The 16,004-nt window shown below is 67.7% G+C and carries 18 protein-coding genes; 12 read left to right on the top strand and 6 right to left on the bottom strand.

The genetic code is table 11. From position 1 onward, the window contains the following. The first annotated feature begins 46 nt into the window (after window positions 1-46). The 7 genes from IFT58_RS09460 to IFT58_RS09430 are packed head-to-tail and all read left to right on the top strand — an operon-like array spanning window position 47 to window position 5,449. The gene (locus IFT58_RS09460; protein ID WP_192081391.1) at window positions 47-796 is read left to right on the top strand and encodes a heme ABC transporter permease; all 750 of its coding nucleotides are present in this window, start codon (window positions 47-49) and stop codon (window positions 794-796) included. Then, window positions 793-969: a heme exporter protein CcmD gene (gene ccmD, locus IFT58_RS09455; RefSeq protein ID WP_188326825.1), complete on the top strand. Its 177-nt coding sequence runs from the start codon at window positions 793-795 to the stop codon at window positions 967-969. The genes IFT58_RS09460 and ccmD overlap by 4 nt, the downstream gene beginning before the upstream one ends. Further along, window positions 966-1,427, top strand: a complete 462-nt coding sequence (ccmE, locus tag IFT58_RS09450) for a cytochrome c maturation protein CcmE (protein WP_192081392.1) — start codon at window positions 966-968, stop codon at window positions 1,425-1,427. The genes ccmD and ccmE overlap by 4 nt, the downstream gene beginning before the upstream one ends. Continuing rightward, window positions 1,428-3,347: a heme lyase CcmF/NrfE family subunit gene (locus IFT58_RS09445; protein WP_188326823.1), complete on the top strand. Its 1,920-nt coding sequence runs from the start codon at window positions 1,428-1,430 to the stop codon at window positions 3,345-3,347. Between the two features lie 14 nt (window positions 3,348-3,361). Continuing rightward, complete coding sequence (locus IFT58_RS09440) at window positions 3,362-3,979, top strand: DsbE family thiol:disulfide interchange protein (RefSeq protein WP_192081393.1); 618 nt, start codon at window positions 3,362-3,364, stop codon at window positions 3,977-3,979. 37 nt (window positions 3,980-4,016) lie between these two features. Then, the gene (locus IFT58_RS09435) at window positions 4,017-4,448 is read left to right on the top strand and encodes a cytochrome c-type biogenesis protein (protein ID WP_249405659.1); all 432 of its coding nucleotides are present in this window, start codon (window positions 4,017-4,019) and stop codon (window positions 4,446-4,448) included. Next, window positions 4,445-5,449 (top strand): cytochrome C biogenesis protein, encoded by a 1,005-nt coding sequence (locus tag IFT58_RS09430; RefSeq protein ID WP_342029548.1) that lies wholly within the window; start codon window positions 4,445-4,447, stop codon window positions 5,447-5,449. The genes IFT58_RS09435 and IFT58_RS09430 overlap by 4 nt, the downstream gene beginning before the upstream one ends. 252 nt (window positions 5,450-5,701) lie before the next feature. Here the strand turns inward: IFT58_RS09430 and dksA are convergent, their stop codons facing one another. Next, window positions 5,702-6,064: an RNA polymerase-binding protein DksA gene (dksA, locus tag IFT58_RS18805; protein ID WP_245625236.1), complete on the bottom strand. Its 363-nt coding sequence runs from the start codon at window positions 6,062-6,064 to the stop codon at window positions 5,702-5,704. Between the two features lie 139 nt (window positions 6,065-6,203). Between dksA and IFT58_RS18800 the strand changes: the two genes are divergently transcribed. The 4 genes from IFT58_RS18800 to IFT58_RS09410 all read left to right on the top strand — a co-directional run bounded on the left by IFT58_RS18800 (window position 6,204) and on the right by IFT58_RS09410 (window position 9,777). Beyond that, window positions 6,204-7,088, top strand: coding sequence for a hypothetical protein (locus tag IFT58_RS18800; RefSeq protein ID WP_249405658.1), 885 nt, complete (start codon window positions 6,204-6,206; stop codon window positions 7,086-7,088). Window positions 7,089-7,332: 244 nt separating this feature from the next. Next, a complete protein-coding gene (gene yidD / locus IFT58_RS18795; RefSeq protein ID WP_223203044.1) occupies window positions 7,333-7,587 on the top strand; it encodes a membrane protein insertion efficiency factor YidD in 255 nt (84 codons plus the stop codon). 1 nt (window position 7,588) lies between these two features. Beyond that, complete coding sequence (locus IFT58_RS09415) at window positions 7,589-8,935, top strand: dihydroorotase (RefSeq protein ID WP_188326818.1); 1,347 nt, start codon at window positions 7,589-7,591, stop codon at window positions 8,933-8,935. Beyond that, on the top strand, window positions 8,935-9,777 hold the full coding sequence (locus tag IFT58_RS09410) for a M23 family metallopeptidase (protein ID WP_192094550.1): 843 nt from the start codon (window positions 8,935-8,937) through the stop codon (window positions 9,775-9,777). Before IFT58_RS09415 ends, IFT58_RS09410 begins: the two co-directional genes overlap by 1 nt. An 821-nt stretch (window positions 9,778-10,598) precedes the next feature. Here IFT58_RS09410 and IFT58_RS09405 read toward each other — a convergent pair. From IFT58_RS09405 to efp, 5 genes are all read right to left on the bottom strand, one after another. Further along, complete coding sequence (locus tag IFT58_RS09405) at window positions 10,599-11,303, bottom strand: squalene/phytoene synthase family protein (RefSeq protein ID WP_192094549.1); 705 nt, start codon at window positions 11,301-11,303, stop codon at window positions 10,599-10,601. Window positions 11,304-11,313: 10 nt separating this feature from the next. Beyond that, window positions 11,314-12,009, bottom strand: coding sequence for a phosphoglycolate phosphatase (locus IFT58_RS09400; RefSeq protein WP_192094548.1), 696 nt, complete (start codon window positions 12,007-12,009; stop codon window positions 11,314-11,316). Then, window positions 12,006-12,722, bottom strand: coding sequence for a bifunctional 2-polyprenyl-6-hydroxyphenol methylase/3-demethylubiquinol 3-O-methyltransferase UbiG (ubiG, locus tag IFT58_RS09395; RefSeq protein ID WP_192094547.1), 717 nt, complete (start codon window positions 12,720-12,722; stop codon window positions 12,006-12,008). The genes IFT58_RS09400 and ubiG overlap by 4 nt, the downstream gene beginning before the upstream one ends. 42 nt (window positions 12,723-12,764) lie before the next feature. Next, window positions 12,765-14,108 (bottom strand): TRZ/ATZ family hydrolase, encoded by a 1,344-nt coding sequence (locus IFT58_RS09390; RefSeq protein ID WP_192094546.1) that lies wholly within the window; start codon window positions 14,106-14,108, stop codon window positions 12,765-12,767. A gap of 156 nt (window positions 14,109-14,264) precedes the next feature. Beyond that, on the bottom strand, window positions 14,265-14,831 hold the full coding sequence (efp, locus tag IFT58_RS09385) for an elongation factor P (RefSeq protein ID WP_188326812.1): 567 nt from the start codon (window positions 14,829-14,831) through the stop codon (window positions 14,265-14,267). 120 nt (window positions 14,832-14,951) lie between these two features. On the opposite strand from efp, the gene epmB reads away from it, so the two are divergent. After that, a complete protein-coding gene (epmB, locus tag IFT58_RS09380) occupies window positions 14,952-15,956 on the top strand; it encodes an EF-P beta-lysylation protein EpmB (protein ID WP_192081403.1) in 1,005 nt (334 codons plus the stop codon). The last annotated feature ends 48 nt before the right edge of the window (window positions 15,957-16,004 follow it).

The following is a 16,004-nucleotide window of genomic DNA, read 5'->3' as shown; positions in this document are numbered from 1 at the left end:
GTTCTTGAGCCGAGCCACACCGACCACCCGGGATAGCCGCTACCGCATGCAACCGATCGTCCGCTGGTTCCACCAACTCGGCTCGCCGCCCACCTTCGACCGCTTCGCTCGTCGCTGGTCCCGTCTCTTCCTCGTCGCCTCGTTGCCGGTGCTGGCCCTGGGCCTGTGGCAGGCGCTGTTCGTGGTGCCCGCCGATTACCAGCAGGGCGACAGCTTCCGCATCCTGTTCGTGCACGTGCCCAGCGCGTGGATGAGCCTGTTTGTGTTCGCGCTGATGGCCCTGTATGCCGCCATCGCGCTCATCTGGAAGATCAAGATCTGCGAAGTGCTGGCCATGGCCTGCGCGCCGATCGGCGCCGGTTTCACCGCCGTCACCCTGCTCACCGGCAGCATCTGGGGCCGGCCGATGTGGGGCACGTGGTGGGACTGGGATCCGCGGCTGACCACCGAACTCATCCTGTTGTTCCTGTATTTCGGGGTGATCGGCCTGTACATGGCCATCGAAGACCGGCGCAATGCCGCGCGCGCCGCGGGGCTGCTGGCCATCGTTGGCGTTGCCCTGTTACCGGTCATCCGCTATTCGGTGGACTGGTGGGGCAGCCTGCACCAGGGCCAGACGATCCGCCTGTTCGGGCCGACCACGCTGGATGCGAGCATGCAGTTGCCGCTGTGGCTGATGGTCATCGGCACCAAGCTGTGGTTCGTCGGCTCGCTGCTGGCCAAGGCGCGTGCGGACAACCTGCAGCGCGAGGCCGGCAAGGACTGGGTACAACGCCAGCTGGGAGGCGCGCCATGAGCTATCTCGGTTACGTCGTCGGCGCCTACGCGGTATTCGTCGGCCTGCTGGTCGTCGATGCCATCGGCTCGCGCCTGCGCCTGCGCCGGGCCCTGCAGGTCGCACGGCAGCGCCAGCAACGCCAGGACGCGCGGCGCAGTGCCGCGACCGGGCCGCTGGAGCTGGAGCGATGAACCCGCAGCGCCGCCGTCGCCTGCTGTGGGTAGTGCTGTTGCTGGCCGCTTCGGGGCTGGCCACCGCGCTGGTGGCGATGGCCCTGCAGCGCAACGTGGCCTATCTGTATACGCCGGCCGAAGTGCTGCGTGGCGAGAACGGCAATGCCGAGCGTTTCAGACTGGGTGGCATGGTCGCCAAGGGTTCCCTGACCCGGGAGCCTGGCTCGCTGGTCGCCCATTTCACCGTGACCGATGGCGATGCGGACCTCGTCGTGCGCAGCGACCAGATCCTGCCCGATCTGTTCCGCGAAGGCCAGGCCGTGGTGGTCACCGGACGTCTGCAGGGCGGCCAGTTCGTCGCCGAAGAAGTACTGGCCAAGCACGATGAAACCTACATGCCGAAGGAACTGGCCGACAAGATGGGCGAGGCGCACGTGAAGCACGATGTGCCCGTGCCCGTGCCCGAGGTGCGCTGAGTGCTGCCCGAACTCGGACAGATCCTGATGCTGCTGGCCCTGCTGGCCGCGCTGCTGCAGTCCAGCCTGCCGCTGGTGGGTGCGCATCGCCGCATCGGGAGCTGGATGCAGGTCGCCCGGCCTGCCGCGTTCGCACAGCTGGTGCTGGTGCTCGCGGCGTTCGCGGTGCTGACGGCCGCCTTCGTACAGCAGGATTTTTCCGTCCGCTACGTCGCGGAGAACTCCAACAGCCTGCTGCCCATGGTGTACCGCTGGTCCGCAGTGTGGGGCGCCCATGAGGGCTCGCTGCTGCTATGGGCGCTGGTGCTGGCGGCATGGACCGGTGCGGTGGCGCTGGGCTCGCGGCAGCTGCCCGACGATGTGCAGGCGCGCGTGCTGGCGGTGATGGGCCTGGTCAGCGTCGGCTTCCTCGCCTTCCTGATCTTCACCTCCAATCCGTTCACCCGGTTGATTCCGGCGCCGCTGGAAGGCCGCGACCTCAATCCGCTGCTGCAGGACCCCGGATTGATCATCCATCCGCCGATGTTGTATCTGGGCTACGTCGGATTCTCGGTACCGTTCGCCTTCGCGGTCGCGGCGCTGCTGGACGGTCGCGTGGACACGCGCTGGGTGCGTTGGACGCGGCCGTGGACCAACGTCGCTTGGGCGTTCCTGACCCTGGGTATCGCACTGGGCAGCTGGTGGGCCTACTACGAACTCGGCTGGGGCGGCTGGTGGTTCTGGGACCCGGTGGAGAACGCCAGCTTCATGCCGTGGCTTGCCGGCGCGGCGCTGATCCATTCGCAGGCGGTCACCGAGAAGCGCGGAACGTTCGCCAGCTGGACGCTGCTGCTGGCCATCACCGCCTTTGCGCTCTCCTTGCTGGGTACGTTCCTGGTGCGCTCCGGCGTGCTGACCAGCGTGCACTCGTTTGCTGCCGATCCGTCGCGCGGCATGTTCATCCTGCTGTTCCTGGCCATCCTGGTCGGCGGTGCGCTGCTGCTGTACGTGCTGCGCGCCGGCCGCATGGGCGTGGACAGTGCCGATCCACGCAGAGGCTTCACCGCGACCTCGCGCGAAACCCTGTTGATGGCCAACAACCTGCTGCTGGCCTGTGCCTGCGCCATGGTGCTGCTGGGCACGCTGTATCCGCTGCTGGCCGATGCCTTGGGCATGGGCAAGATTTCCGTGGGTCCCCCCTACTTCGGCAGTCTGTTCCTGCTGTTGATGGCGCCGCTGGTGCTGTTGCTGCCGTTCGGACCGCTGGTCAACTGGCAGCGCGACCAGCCGTCGCGCGCACTTGCGCTGCTGGCCCCGTGGCTGCTGCTGGCCGTGCTGCTGGCGGCCGTCGCCTGGTGGCACGCACCGCAGAATGGCTGGAAGGTCGGGCTGGGCGTGGGCGCGGCCGCCTGGGTGGGACTCGGCACTGCACGCTTCATCTGGCAGCGGCTGCGCGGCAACGGCCGCTTCACCGCCGAGATGGTCGGCATGCTGCTGGGCCACGCCGGGGTCGCGGTGTTCCTGGCCGGCGCGTTGCTGGTGGAGGCGCTGAACGTGCAACGCGAGGTGGCGCTCGCACCGGGACAGACCGTAGTGGTGGGTGACCACGAAATCCGCTTCGAAGGCGTGGACCACCGCGAGGGGCCGAACTTCAGCGCGGACCGCGGCCACCTGCGCGTGTTCCGCGATGGGCGTGAGCTGGCCCTGCTGCACCCGGAAAAACGCCTGTACGCCAGCGGCGGGCAGGTGATGACCGAAGCCGGCATCGATGCACGGCTGTCCGGTGACGTGTACGTAGCAATGGGCGAACCACTGGGCAACAATGCATGGGCCGTACGCGTGCATATCAAGCCGTTCGTACGCTGGATCTGGCTCGGGGCGCTGTTGATGGCGCTCGGTGGCCTGGTTGCTGCGGCTGATCGTCGTTTCCGTCGTCGTTAGGAGTTGCGTTGTCCATGTCCGAATCCCCTGCCCCCCGCCCCTCCCGCCCGCTGCCGCCGGTAGCCATCGTGATCGGCGTGCTGTTCTTCTTCGGCCTGCTCGGGCTGATGGTGTACGGGGTGATGAAGAGCGACGATCCACAACGTGATGTGCTGCCCTCGCCGCTGATCGGCAAGCAGGCACCGGCGTTCAGCCTGCCGGTGCTGCATGACCCGGACATCATGGTGCGCAGCGAAGAACTGCGCGGCGCACCGTACCTGTTGAACGTATGGGGGAGCTGGTGTGCGGCCTGCCGCGAAGAACATCCGGTGCTGACCCGCTTTGCCGAAAGCAAGCGCGTGCGCGTGATCGGCTACAACTGGAAGGACGAGCCCACCGATGCACTGCATTGGCTGGAGCAGCTGGGCAACCCGTTCATGGTGGTGCTGAGCGATATCGAAGGCCGCACCGCGATCGACTGGGGCATCACCGCCGCACCGGAGACCTTCCTGGTGGACGGCAGTGGCGTGGTGCGCTGGAAATACAGTGGCGCGATGACCCAGGCCGTCGTCGACCAGAAGCTGATCCCGGCGCTGGAACAGATCGAAAAGGCCCAGGCCGATGCCGGCAATGCGCTGCGCGCCACGCCCTGACCGCCGCGGCCTGGGCCTGCTCGCCAACGGCCTGCTGATGGCCGTGCTGCTGGTGGCCTCGCTGTTCTGCACCGCCACGCGTGCGCAGCAGCCGGTGCACGATGCGCGCCCGCTGCAGTTCGCCGATGCCGCCGAAGAGGCGCGCTTCCATGCCTTGGCCGCGCAACTGCGCTGCGTGCAGTGCCAGAACCAGTCGCTGGCCGATTCCAACGCGCAGATCGCCCAGGATCTTCGCCGCGAAGTGCTGGAGCTCATCCACCAGGGCCATGACGATGCCGAAGTGAAGCAGTTCCTGGTGCAGCGCTACGGCGAGTTCGTGCTCTATCAACCCACCCTGCAACCGGGCACCTGGTTGCTGTGGGGCGGGCCGCTGCTGTTCCTGCTCGGCGGCGCCGTGTTGTTGTGGAGGCTGGTGCGCCGTCGCGGCAACGCCGTGGTGGTGGATGACGCAGGCGGAGACGGCTGGTGACGCTCTGGCTCGCCCTGCTGTCAGGGCTGGCCGGCATTGCGCTGGCCGCCTGCGTGCTGTGGCCGCTGCGACAGCGCGGGCGCACCGGCTTCATGGCGGCGTGCCTCAGTCTGGGTATCGTCAGCGCCAGCCTGTACCTGCTGGTCGGCGATCCACGCGCGGCGCAGCAGCCCGCCGCACCGTCCATGGCCGATCTTCGACAAGGCGTGGAAGCGTTGGAGGCATCGCTGCAGCGCGAGCCACAGCGCGCCGACGGCTGGGCACTGCTGGGCCGCTCACGCAGCGAGCTTGGCCAGAATGCGGCGGCGGCCGATGCGTTCGCCCGTGCGGCCGCCTTGGCCCCGGATGATGCCGGTCTGCTGGTCGAAGCGGCACAGGCTCGCGCGCAGGCCGACGCCGCGAAGCGGTTCGATGACACGGCACTGCAGTGGCTGCAGCATGCACTGACGGTGCAACCCGACGCCGAGCGCGCCGCCTGGCTGCTGGGTATCGCGCTGCGCCAACGCGGGCGCGATGCAGAAGCGGTCGAGGTGTGGTCGGCCTTGTTGCCGCGGCTGCAGCCCGGTGCGGCCACGGCGCTGGAACAGCAGCTGGCGATCGCACGCGCCGCGGCCGGCGCCGAGGCACCCGCGCCGGGCCCGGGCCCGGCACAGCGAAACGCCGATCCGCTGCTGAGCGTGCGCATTGCGCTGCCCGCTGGCTTCGATCCCGCGCAGTGGCCGCAGGGCACGGCCCTGTTCGTGCTGGCGCGTGCCCCGGGGGGCCCGCCGATGCCGGTGGCGGTGCGCCGTTATCCCCTCGACGCCTTGCCGTCCAGCGTCACGCTCAGCGACGCCGACAGCCCGATGCCGACCCAGCCGCTGTCTGCCCACGCACGCGTGGAGGTACTTGCCCGCCTGTCGCGCACAGGGACGGCGTCGCACGCCGAGGGTGACCTGGAAAGCGAACCGGTGACCGTGCAGCTGCCGCAGTCCGGCGAGCTGCAGCTGCAGCTGCGGTGACACGGTCCGCCGAAGGCCCGCTGCGCTCGCCGACCGTGGGTCGGCGCTACCCTCGCCTGATACTGCACGCGCGGTAACGGCCTGCGCCGACGGCCCGCTGCGCTCGCCGACCATGGGTCGGCGCTACCTTGGCCTGATACCGCGCATGACCCTCGCCTGGTAGCGCCGAGCCGTGCTCGGCGGAAAATCCTGCCGCCCACGAAAAAGCCCGGCGTGCGCCGGGCTTTTTGATTCCACTTGCGCAGCCAGGGCTTAGTCGCCCTGCTGCTTCTGCATGTGTTCCCAACGCTCCTGGGCGTCGATGGTGCGCTCAGCGGTCAGGCGCGCCTCAAGGCGATCCAGGCCGATTTCTTCACCCGTATCCACGCAGTAACCGTAGTCACCGGCTTCCAGGCGCTTGAGCGTGCTGTCGATCTTGCCGATGAGCTTGCGGTAGCGGTCTCGGGTACGCAGTTCCAGCGAGTTCTCGGTCTCGCGGGTCGCGCGCTCGGCTTCATCGCCGATGTCACGCACTTCCTCGCGCAGGTTCTCGATGGTCTGCTTGGATTCTTCCACCAGGTCGGCGCGCCAGTCCTGCAGGCGCTTGCGGAAGTACTCCTGCTGCAGCGGGCTCATGTATTCCTCTTCCGCACCCGGCTTGTAACCGGTAGGCAGGATCGGACGGCCGGTGGCTTCGTCGGTCTTGTACTCGACCACCTTGTACTTGCTGCGCGGCGCCGGAGCGGTCGAGCGGGCGGTCACTGCCACGGCAACCTTGCCCACCGGGCGGGTTGCGGTCTTCGGGGCGGCATCGGATTTCACTGGAGTTTTCGCGGGCGATTTCGAAACGGGCACGGGATTCTTGATTTGCGGGGCCTTCTTGGCAGTTGCGTTGGCAGCCTTTGCAGGTACCGCAGCGACCGCGTTACTGGCCGGGACAGACTTGGCCGGAGCCGGCGGGGCCGGCTTCGGTACGGACTTCACTGCGGGCGCCGCCGCTGGCTTGCCTGCCGGCTTGCTCGCGGCCTTGCCCACCACCGGCGAGGCCGGCGCGGACTTCTTCACCGCCGGACGGGCCGACGGCTTGTTGACGGACGCCTTGCCGGTAACCGGCTTGGCGGCCTTGGTCGCCGTGGCGACCTTGGAAACCTTCTTTGCCGGGGCCTTACTGGCCGCGGTCTTCTTTGCCGCCGACGTGCTGACGACGCCCTTGCCGGCCGTCGTTCTGCCGGTGGACTTCGCAGGCTTGGAGGCCACCTTGGCCGCCTTCGCCGGCGTGCTGGCCGTCTTGACTGCCTTGGCGGGTGCCGCCTTGACGGGTGCTGCCTTGGCCACCGCCTTCTTTGCCGGCGCCTTCGCTGCCGGGGCCTTTTTTGCCGCCGTCCTGGCTGTTCCCTGCTTGCTCGCTGTCTTCACTACCGGCTTGGCCGGCTTCTTCGCTACAGACTTGGCCGCCGTTTTCTTCGCAACAGGGCTGGCGGTTTTCTTGGCGGCCTTGACGGCCTTCTTTGCAGTTTTTTTAGCAGCCACGAAACGCTCTTCCTTGGATTCCCCGGGGCCCGGGAAAGCGGGCCTTTATAGCCTACCCGGCCGACAGCAGCAACCGCGTGACAGGACGCACACACGGCCCTCCCACTGCAGGACCCCATGCTGTCCCTGACCCGCTTCACCACCCGCGCGGCACGGAACGTGGCCGGCGGATCATGCCACCGGCATGGCTGCGGCGCAGGACGCGCGCGGCAGCCAACGGCCCATCCTGCGACAAATACGCGCCGCTGCCAACCATGCCCGCTGCGTCGCCTCTACTGAATGGGCGACATCGTCCTTGTGGGGGCCCCGAGGGCGCCGACTGCCATGCCGCCGCGATTCACCCCAAAGGACGGACCACGTTTTACTATGAACGGGTGATCTCCCACCTGCTCATCGCCGTGCTGCGCTTCTACAAGCGCTTCATCAGCCCGTTGCTCGGGCCGCGTTGCCGCTTTTTCCCCAGCTGTTCCGAATATGCCATGCAGGCCATCGCCGGCCACGGGCCGCTGCGCGGCAGCTGGCTTGCCGTGCGCCGCATCGGCCGCTGCCATCCCTTCCATCCCGGCGGATTCGATCCGGTGCCCGAGCGCACCGACGACCCTGCCTGCCGCTGCAAAGGAAACCACTGACATGTCGTCCACCCTGATCACCAATGCCCGCCTGGTCAACGAAGGCCGGGTCTTCACTGCCGATCTGCGCATCGAGAACGGCCGCATCGCCCGCATTGACGGCAGCCTGGCCGCCCGCGATGGCGAGCAGGTCGTCGACGCCGCTGGCCGCTGGCTGCTGCCCGGGATGATCGATGACCAGGTGCATTTCCGCGAACCCGGCCTGACCCACAAGGGCGACATCGCGACCGAATCGGCGGCGGCCGTGGCCGGTGGACTGACCACCTTCATGGACATGCCGAACACCAATCCGCCCACCTTGAACGCCGATGCACTGCAGGCCAAGTACGATGCCGCCGCGGGCCGCGCGCGCGCCAATTACGGCTTCTACATGGGTGCAAGCAACGACAACCTGGAGCACATCCAGCGGCTGGATCCGAAGACCGCGCCGGGCATCAAGGTCTTCATGGGCGCATCGACCGGCAACATGCTGGTGGACAACCCGGACACACTGGATGCGATCTTCCGCGATGCGCCGACGCCGATCATCACCCATTGCGAAGACACGCCGATGATCGACGCGCTGGCCAAGCAGTTCCAGGCGCAGTACGGCGATACGCTGAGCGCTGAACAGCACCCGGACATCCGTTCGCGCGAAGCCTGCCTGAAGTCATCGCAGCTGGCGGTGGCGCTGGCGAAGAAACACGGCACGCGCCTGCACGTGCTGCATATCTCCACGGCCGACGAATTGATGCTGTTCGAGCGCGGACCGATGATCCGTGCCGATGGCAGTCGCAAGCAGATCACCGCGGAAACCTGCATCCATTTCCTGCGCTTCGACCGCACCGATTACGCGCGGCTGGGCAACCTGATCAAGTGCAACCCGGCCATCAAGGACGTGGCCGACCGCGAGGCACTGACCCGCGCTCTGGTGGAGGACATCATCGATGTGCTGGCCACCGACCATGCCCCGCATACCTGGGAAGAAAAGCAGAAGCCCTACCCGCAGGCACCGTCCGGCCTGCCCCTGGTGCAGTACGCCCTGACGGCCGCGCTGGAACTGGTGCACGAAGGCAAGCTCGACATCACGCGCGTGGTGCAGAAGTTCGCGCATGCGCCGGCGCAGCTGTTCGACGTGGCCGAGCGCGGGTTCCTGCGCGAAGGCTATTTCGCCGACCTGGTGCTGGTGGAAGACAAGCCGTTTACCGTGAAGCGCGAGGACGTGCTGTCCAAGTGCGGCTGGTCGCCCTTCGAAGGCACCACGTTCCAGTCGCGCATCGCGTCCACCTGGATCAACGGCCAGCTGGCCTGGGACGGTAGCCAGATTGTCGGTGCGGCCAACGGCCAGCGTCTGGCGTTCAGCCGCTGATGCGCGGGACGTTGCTCGCGTCGATCCTGGCCGGCGCCCTGCCGGTCGTGCTTGCATTTCCGATCTCGCCTGCCGCCGCGCAGTCCGCCGAGGACCGGGTGGTGTTCCCGGCAAGTGCATCGCAAGGCGCGATGGTGATCGGGAAAGTGCCCGCGGGCAGCACCGTGCGTTTCGGCGGGCGCACGCTGCGCGTTAGCGGTTATGGCAGCGTGGTGTTCGGCATCGGGCGTGACGAGAAGGGACCGCTGCAGGTGGACGTGCAGCGCCCCGACGGCGGCAGCGAGACCGTGCGTATCGCCGTCACGGCCCGCGACTGGCCGGTGGAGCGCGTCAACGGCGTCCCGCCGAAGACGGTCAATCCGCCCGCGGCCATTGCCGAGCGCATCAAGCGGGAGCAGGCGCAGGTCACTGCCGCCCGCGCCCGCGATGACAACCGCGCCGACTTCGCGCAGCCGTTCACGTGGCCGGTGCAGGGGCGCATCAGCGGGCGCTTCGGCAATGCACGCGTGTACAACGGTCAGCCCGGTTCGGGCCACTCCGGCATGGACATCGCGGTGCCCACCGGCACCCCGGTGAAGGCACCGGCTGCAGGTGTGGTCACCTTTGCCGCGCCCGACCTGTATCTCACCGGCGGCACCTTGCTGCTGGACCATGGTTTCGGGGTCAGTTCGAATTTCCTGCACCTGTCGCGCATCGACGTAAAGGTGGGGGACCGTGTCGAGCAGGGTCAGGTGATCGCCGCCGTCGGCGCGACCGGGCGAGCGACCGGCCCGCACCTGCATTGGGGCATGAACTGGTTCGACACCCGCATGGATCCGCTGCTGGTGCTCGAACGGAAATAACGGTTGCGCCGAGCCACGCTCGGCGGAATCGTCCAGCCAACGGCCCGCTGCGCTCGCCGACCATGGGTCGGCGCTACGGATTCCGGGCGTCGCGGATTCTGCATCGGTTGCGCCGAGTCACGCTCGGCGGAATCTTTCAGGCAACGGCCCGCTGCGCTCGCCGACCATGGGGCGGCGCTACGGATTACGGGCGTCGCGGATGCTGCATCGGTTGCGCCGAGCCACGCTCGGCGGAATCTTTCAGCCAACGGCCCGCTGCGCTCGCCGACCATGGGTCGGCGCTACGGATTCCAGACGTCGCGGATGCTGCATCGGTAGCGCCGAGTCACGCTCGGCGGAATCTTTCAGGCAACGGCCCGCTGCGCTCGCCGACCATGGGTCGGCGCTACGGATTCCGGGCGTCGCGGATTCTGCATCGGTTGCGCCGAGTCACGCTCGGCGGAATCTTTCAGGCAACGGCCCGCTGCGCTCGCCGACCATGGGGCGGCGCTACGGATTCCGGGCGTCGCAGATGCTGCATCGGTAGCGCCGAGTCACGCTCGGCGGAATCTTTCAGGCAACGGCCCGCTGCGCTCGCCGACCATGGGTCGGCGCTACGGATTCCGGGCGTCGCGGATTCTGCATCGGTTGCGCCGAGTCACGCTCGGCGGAATCTTTCAGGCAACGGCCCGCTGCGCTCGCCGACCATGGGGCGGCGCTACGGATTCCGGGCGTCGCGGATGCTGCATCGGTAGCGCCGAGCCACGCTCGGTGGAATCTTTCAGGCAACGGCCCGCTGCGCTCGCCGACCCTGGCTCGGCGCTACCGTCGACGCGCTGGCATCAGCCCCGCGCGGCCCACCACACACGCAACAACGTGCGCACCGGGGTCGCTTCTATCGGCTTGCCGTTGGCCTGTGCCTGCAGCCGGGCACGGGCCAATGCTGCCCAGATCCGACGCGGCCGCGGGCCGGCAACGCGGCGACGCCACGGCTTCAACAGCATGCTGGCCCAGCGCTGGGCGGCCCCTGTGGCGTCCTGCTCCAGCAGTGATCGCGGGATACCGGCAACACCGGCATCGAACAGCCGCTGCGCCAGTGTCTGCGTCAGCACCGCATGCCCTGCCCCACTGCGCAATCGATCCTCGAACAGCACCGCCTCCACGCCTGCCACAGCGTTGGCATAGTCGCCCAGCGCGCGTTCCGCGGCCGGCGCATCCGGCGCAACGGCACGCGCATCGACCAGCGACGGCAGTGCATCAGCCAGCTGCGCCCACGGCGCACGCACCGGCTCCAGCACACGCCCCAGCGGATGCCGCGAGCGCTGTGACGCCCAACTGCGCAGCTCCTCGCCCCACCAGGCCAGCTTGGCATCGGCCGGCAGCGGGTCGCCACTGGTGTTGAGCATGTCGTCGAATTCCTGCAGCAGCGCGAACCACGCCACGGTGCGCGCGCGGAGGTCTGGCGCCACGAATGGCTCGGCGACCGACCATTCCGGCCAGCGGGCTCGCCATTTGTCGAGGAAACTGTCCAACGCACTGCTGTTCACTACACGTCCTTCAAATAGAACCCGGCACGGCCGGGAAAGTGGGCCACTGCGAGGCCTGTTGCAGGGAAACCGCATCTTCAACGTTGGTGTCGGCCTGCCAGGTCGCTGGATCGTCCTCGGCGAGGCGGTAGCCCCAGAGCGCGGCGATCGATCGCATGCCCGCCGCGCGTGCCGCGATGATGTCGCGCTCGTCGTCGCCGACATAGACGCAGTGCGGGGCACTGACGCCCATCAGCTGCGCGGCGTGGAGCAGCGGCAGGGGGTGCGGCTTGCGCTGCGGCAGCGAGTCGCCGCCGATCAACACCGCACACCGGTCCTGCCAGTGCTGCTGGGGCAGGATCAGCCGCGCCAGGTACTCCGGCTTGTTGGTGACGATGCCCCACCGCGCGCCATCGGCGTCCAACGCATCGAGCATGTCCGCCACTCCGTCGAACAGCGCGGCATGCTGGCCGATCAGGCCTTCATAGCGCTGCAGGAACTCCGGCACCAATCCATCGCGTGCGGTGTCGGGCAGCTCGGGGAACGCAACGGCCAGCATCGCGCGCGCGCCCTTGGACACCACGGGACGAAGCTGCTCCAGCGACACCGCCGCGCGGCCGCGTGCCGCCAGCATCGCCGTGGTGGTGGCCACGAAATCCGGCGCGCTGTCCAGCAGGGTGCCGTCCAGATCGAACAGCACCGCGCGCGGGAAGCGCGCTGCGGTCATGCGGGCTTGACCGCGTGGGCGAGGTAATTGATGTCGGTACGGCTGCTCAGGCGCGCACGGTTGCGCCACGGCTCGTAGGCCATGCCACTGACATCCTGCAACTGCAGGTCCGCTTCGCGCAGCCAGCGCGAGAGCTCGGCCGGCTTGATGAATTCCTGGTAGTGATGCGTCCCCTTCGGCAGCAGGCGCGCCACGTACTCGGCACCGACAATCGCCACCGCGAACGCTGCCGCGGTGCGGTTGATCGTGGACAGGAACAGCTGCCCGCCCGGCTTCAGCAGCTGCTTGCACGCCTCGATGATGGCGGCGGGATCCGGCACGTGCTCCAGCATTTCCATGCAGGTGACCACGTCGAAACCTGCCGGCTGCTCGGCCGCCAGGTCCTCGGCTGCCTGTACGCGGTAGTCGATGGTCACTCCACTTTCCAACGCATGCAGGCGGGCGACCTTGACCAGCTCCGGGGCAAGGTCGATCGCGGTGACTTCCGCACCGGCCTGGGCCAGTGCTTCGCTCAACAGGCCACCACCGCAGCCGATATCCAGCACGCGCAGGCCGCGCAGCGGAGCGCGCTCGGCCACGTACTGCAGGCGCACCGGGTTGAGTGCGTGCAGCGGTTTCTGTGGGCCGTCGGCATCCCACCAGCGGGTCGCCAGCGCGGCGAATTTATCCAGCTCGGCCTGGTCGAAATTGGAAGAAGGATTGGGGGCATTCATGTCGGGAGTCCTTGCGGCGCTAGACGCACGCGGATGGGCAGTTCAGGCACGTACGTGGCGGATGCGCTCGCGCCACTGGCGTGCGTTGGCGATGATGCCCGGCAGGTCCATGCCGACCAGCTCGCGCTGCACCAGCTTGGGCTGTCCGGCAATCCAGACGTCGCTCACCTGCTGTCGGCCGGTGGCATACACCAGCTGGGACAGCACGTTGTGCAGCGGCTGGGTTTCCAGTGCGGACAGGTCCACGCAGACCAGGTCGGCCTGCTTGCCGACTTCGATCGAACCGATGCGCTCGCCGAAGCCCAGCGCGCGGGCACCGCCCAGTGTCGAGGCACGCAGCGTGGTCGCCGCGTCCAGTGCGGTGGCATCGTTGGCGACGGCCTTGGCCAGGATCGCCGCGGTGCGGTTCTCGCTGAACATGTCCAGGTCATTGTTGCTGGCGCAGCCATCGGTGCCGATAGCGAGATTGACGCCGGCCCGCTCAAGCGCGCACGCCGGACAGAAGCCGGACGCCAGCTTGAGGTTGGATTCGGGGCAGTGCACCACGCTCACGCCACGTTCGGCGCACAGGTGGATCTCCGCCTCGGTCAGCTGGGTCATGTGCACGGCGATCAGGCGGTCGTTGACCAGGCCCAGGCGATCGAGTCGCGCGAGCGGACGCTGGCCATGCAGCTTGATCGAATCGGTGATCTCCTGAGCGGTTTCATGCGTGTGCAGGTGCACCTGCATGTCCAGCTGGTCGGACAGCATGCGCACGCGCTCGAAGTTCGCATCGTTGACCGTATACGGCGCGTGCGGGGCGAACGACGTGCCGATCAGCGGATCGTTGCGCCACTGGTCATGCAGGTCGCCGGCCTTGGCGAAGTACTCGTCATCGGACTTCGCCCACGCCGTGGGGAAATCGATGATCACTGCGCCGACCAGCGCGCGGAAACCATGTTTCTTGTAGACAGCCGCCTGCACGTCACCGAAGAAATAGTTCTCGTTGGCGCACGTGGTGCCGCCGCGTAGCATCTCGGCGATGGCCAGCGTGGTGCCGTCGGCCACGAATTCCGGCCCGATCACCGCCGCTTCCACCGGCCAGATGTGCTGTTGCAGCCAGGTCATCAGCGGCAGGTCGTCGGCCACCCCGCGCAGGAGCGTCATCGGATTGTGCGTGTGGGCATTGACCAGCCCGGGCATCAATGCAGCGTCCGGACGGCTCACCACCTGGGCGGCGCTGAAGCGCTCGCGGGCATCGGCGCGCGGCAGGACGGCGATGATCTCTCCGTTGCGGATGGCCACCGCGTGGTCTTCCAGCACCACCGCATGCGGCTCGATCGGGACCACGTAGCCGGCTTCGATCAGCAGGTCACAGGCTTCGGGGGTGCGCAGGGTATCGGTCATGCGGGCTCACTTGGCTGGGGGCGGCGGGCCTGCCGTGGGGGCGGCCGTTGGCCGTCCACCCTGTAGAGCAGGTAGCAGACTGCCGGCGGCCGTCTGCCATGTGGAGCAGCAGCAGACGGCCAGCGGCCGTCTCTGCCGTAATCCGGCTTGGCCGGTTTACTTTACGCGTGCGGAGTATTCGCCCGAACGCGTATCGACCTTGATGATTTCTTCCTGGTTGACGAACAGCGGCACACGCACCACTGCGCCGGTTTCCAGCGTGGCCGGCTTGCCGCCGCCGCCGGAGGTGTCGCCGCGCACGCCGGGATCGGTCTCGGTGATCTTCAGCTCGACGAAGTTCGGCGGCTGCACGAAGATCGGCGAACCGTTCCACAGGGTCACGATGCAGGACTCTTCGCCCTTCAGCCACTTCTCCGCGCCGCCCATGCCGGCCTTGTCGGCCTGGACCTGCTCGAAGGATTCCGGATCCATGAAGTGCCAGTACTCGCCGTCGCTGTACATGAAGTCCATGTTGGTGTCGACGACGTCGGCCACTTCCACGTTGTCGGTGGCTTTCATGGTCAGTTCGACCGTACGGCCGGACTTGATGAAGCGGTAGCGCACGCGGGTGAAGGCCTGGCCCTTGCCCGGCTTGATGAACTCGGTTTCCGAGATGACCGCCGGTTCATTGTTGACCAGGATCTTCATCCCGTTCTTGACATCGTTCATGCCCGCAGTGGCCATGCTCAAGCTCCTCAAATGGCGAAACCGCCGCATGTGCGGCGAGCCGGATAGAATGGAACGCCCACCGGAGGCCGGTGGGCGCTGATTTATATCCCCATGATAACCGCAGGCCCCCTGTCCATGCAGCTCTCTGCCGCTCCCCGCCCCGTCTCCGCCCGCTGGCAGCAGCTCTGGCGCCAGGCGATCCGCGACCCGGCCGAGCTGTTGTCGCGGCTGGGGTTGGATCCGGTGGCACTGGGCGTATCCGAGGCCGCCCTGCAGCAGTTCGCGCAGCGCGTGCCGGAAGGCTTCGCCGGGCGCATGCGCCATGGCGATCCGCACGACCCCCTGTTGCGCCAGGTATTGCCGGTCAACGAGGAAATGCGGCAGGTCGAGGGATTCAGTTTCGATGCCGTGGGCGACGGTGCCGCAAAGAAGGCCACCGGCGTCATCCAGAAGTACCGCGGGCGGGCGCTGCTGGTCACCACCGGCAGCTGCGCGATCAACTGCCGCTACTGCTTCCGTCGCCACTTCGACTACGGCACCGAAAACGCGGCCAAGGGCGGATGGCAGGATGCGGTGCAGGCAATCGCCGAAGACCCGTCCATCGATGAGGTCATTCTGTCCGGGGGTGACCCGCTGTCGCTGGCCACGCACAAGCTGGTCGAATTGACCGACGCCCTGCGTGCCATCCCGCACATCCGCCGCCTGCGCATCCACAGCCGCCTGCCGATCGTGCTGCCCGAGCGCGTGGATGACGAACTCATCGCCTGGCTCGGCAGCCTTCCCTGGCCGCTGGCCTTCGTGGTGCATGCAAACCATGCCAATGAGTTCGACGACAGCGTGGACACCGCGATGGCGCGACTGCGCGCGGCCGGCGTCCAGCTGCTCAACCAGGCCGTGCTGCTGCGCGGCGTCAACGACAGCGTCGAAGCCCTCGCCGCGCTGAGCGAACGCAGCTTCGCCGCCGGCGTGCTGCCCTACTACCTGCACCAGCTGGACAAGGTGGAAGGCGTAGCGCACTTCGAAGTCGACGACGCCCGCGCCAAGGCGCTGCTGGCCGCGCTGACCGCCCGCCTGTCCGGCTACCTCGTGCCCAAGCTGGTACGCGAACTCCCCGGCGACCCCAGCAAGCGCCCGCTGTAGAAAAAAGGGGACGGAGGGGATTAAGTCGCATCTGGCCCACGCGGGCCA

The sequence above is a fragment of the Stenotrophomonas sp. CFBP 13718 genome (assembly GCF_014842145.1).
Taxonomy (GTDB): domain Bacteria; phylum Pseudomonadota; class Gammaproteobacteria; order Xanthomonadales; family Xanthomonadaceae; genus Stenotrophomonas.
Note: the sequence above shows the minus strand (reverse complement) of the source record. Positions and strands in the feature narration are given on the sequence as shown.

Coding starts and splice junctions, on each gene's coding strand:
- ccmE (WP_192081392.1), top strand. CDS start 966: ATGAACCCGCAGCGCCGCCGTCGCCTGCTGTGGGTAGTGCTGTTGCTG.
- IFT58_RS09460 (WP_192081391.1), top strand. CDS start 47: ATGCAACCGATCGTCCGCTGGTTCCACCAACTCGGCTCGCCGCCCACC.
- ubiG (WP_192094547.1), bottom strand. CDS start 12,722: ATGAATGCCCCCAATCCTTCTTCCAATTTCGACCAGGCCGAGCTGGAT.
- IFT58_RS09415 (WP_188326818.1), top strand. CDS start 7,589: ATGTCGTCCACCCTGATCACCAATGCCCGCCTGGTCAACGAAGGCCGG.
- efp (WP_188326812.1), bottom strand. CDS start 14,831: ATGGCCACTGCGGGCATGAACGATGTCAAGAACGGGATGAAGATCCTG.
- IFT58_RS09390 (WP_192094546.1), bottom strand. CDS start 14,108: ATGACCGATACCCTGCGCACCCCCGAAGCCTGTGACCTGCTGATCGAA.
- IFT58_RS09400 (WP_192094548.1), bottom strand. CDS start 12,009: ATGACCGCAGCGCGCTTCCCGCGCGCGGTGCTGTTCGATCTGGACGGC.
- IFT58_RS09435 (WP_249405659.1), top strand. CDS start 4,017: ATGGCCGTGCTGCTGGTGGCCTCGCTGTTCTGCACCGCCACGCGTGCG.
- ccmD (WP_188326825.1), top strand. CDS start 793: ATGAGCTATCTCGGTTACGTCGTCGGCGCCTACGCGGTATTCGTCGGC.
- dksA (WP_245625236.1), bottom strand. CDS start 6,064: ATGAGCCCGCTGCAGCAGGAGTACTTCCGCAAGCGCCTGCAGGACTGG.
- epmB (WP_192081403.1), top strand. CDS start 14,952: ATGCAGCTCTCTGCCGCTCCCCGCCCCGTCTCCGCCCGCTGGCAGCAG.
- IFT58_RS09440 (WP_192081393.1), top strand. CDS start 3,362: ATGTCCGAATCCCCTGCCCCCCGCCCCTCCCGCCCGCTGCCGCCGGTA.
- IFT58_RS09410 (WP_192094550.1), top strand. CDS start 8,935: ATGCGCGGGACGTTGCTCGCGTCGATCCTGGCCGGCGCCCTGCCGGTC.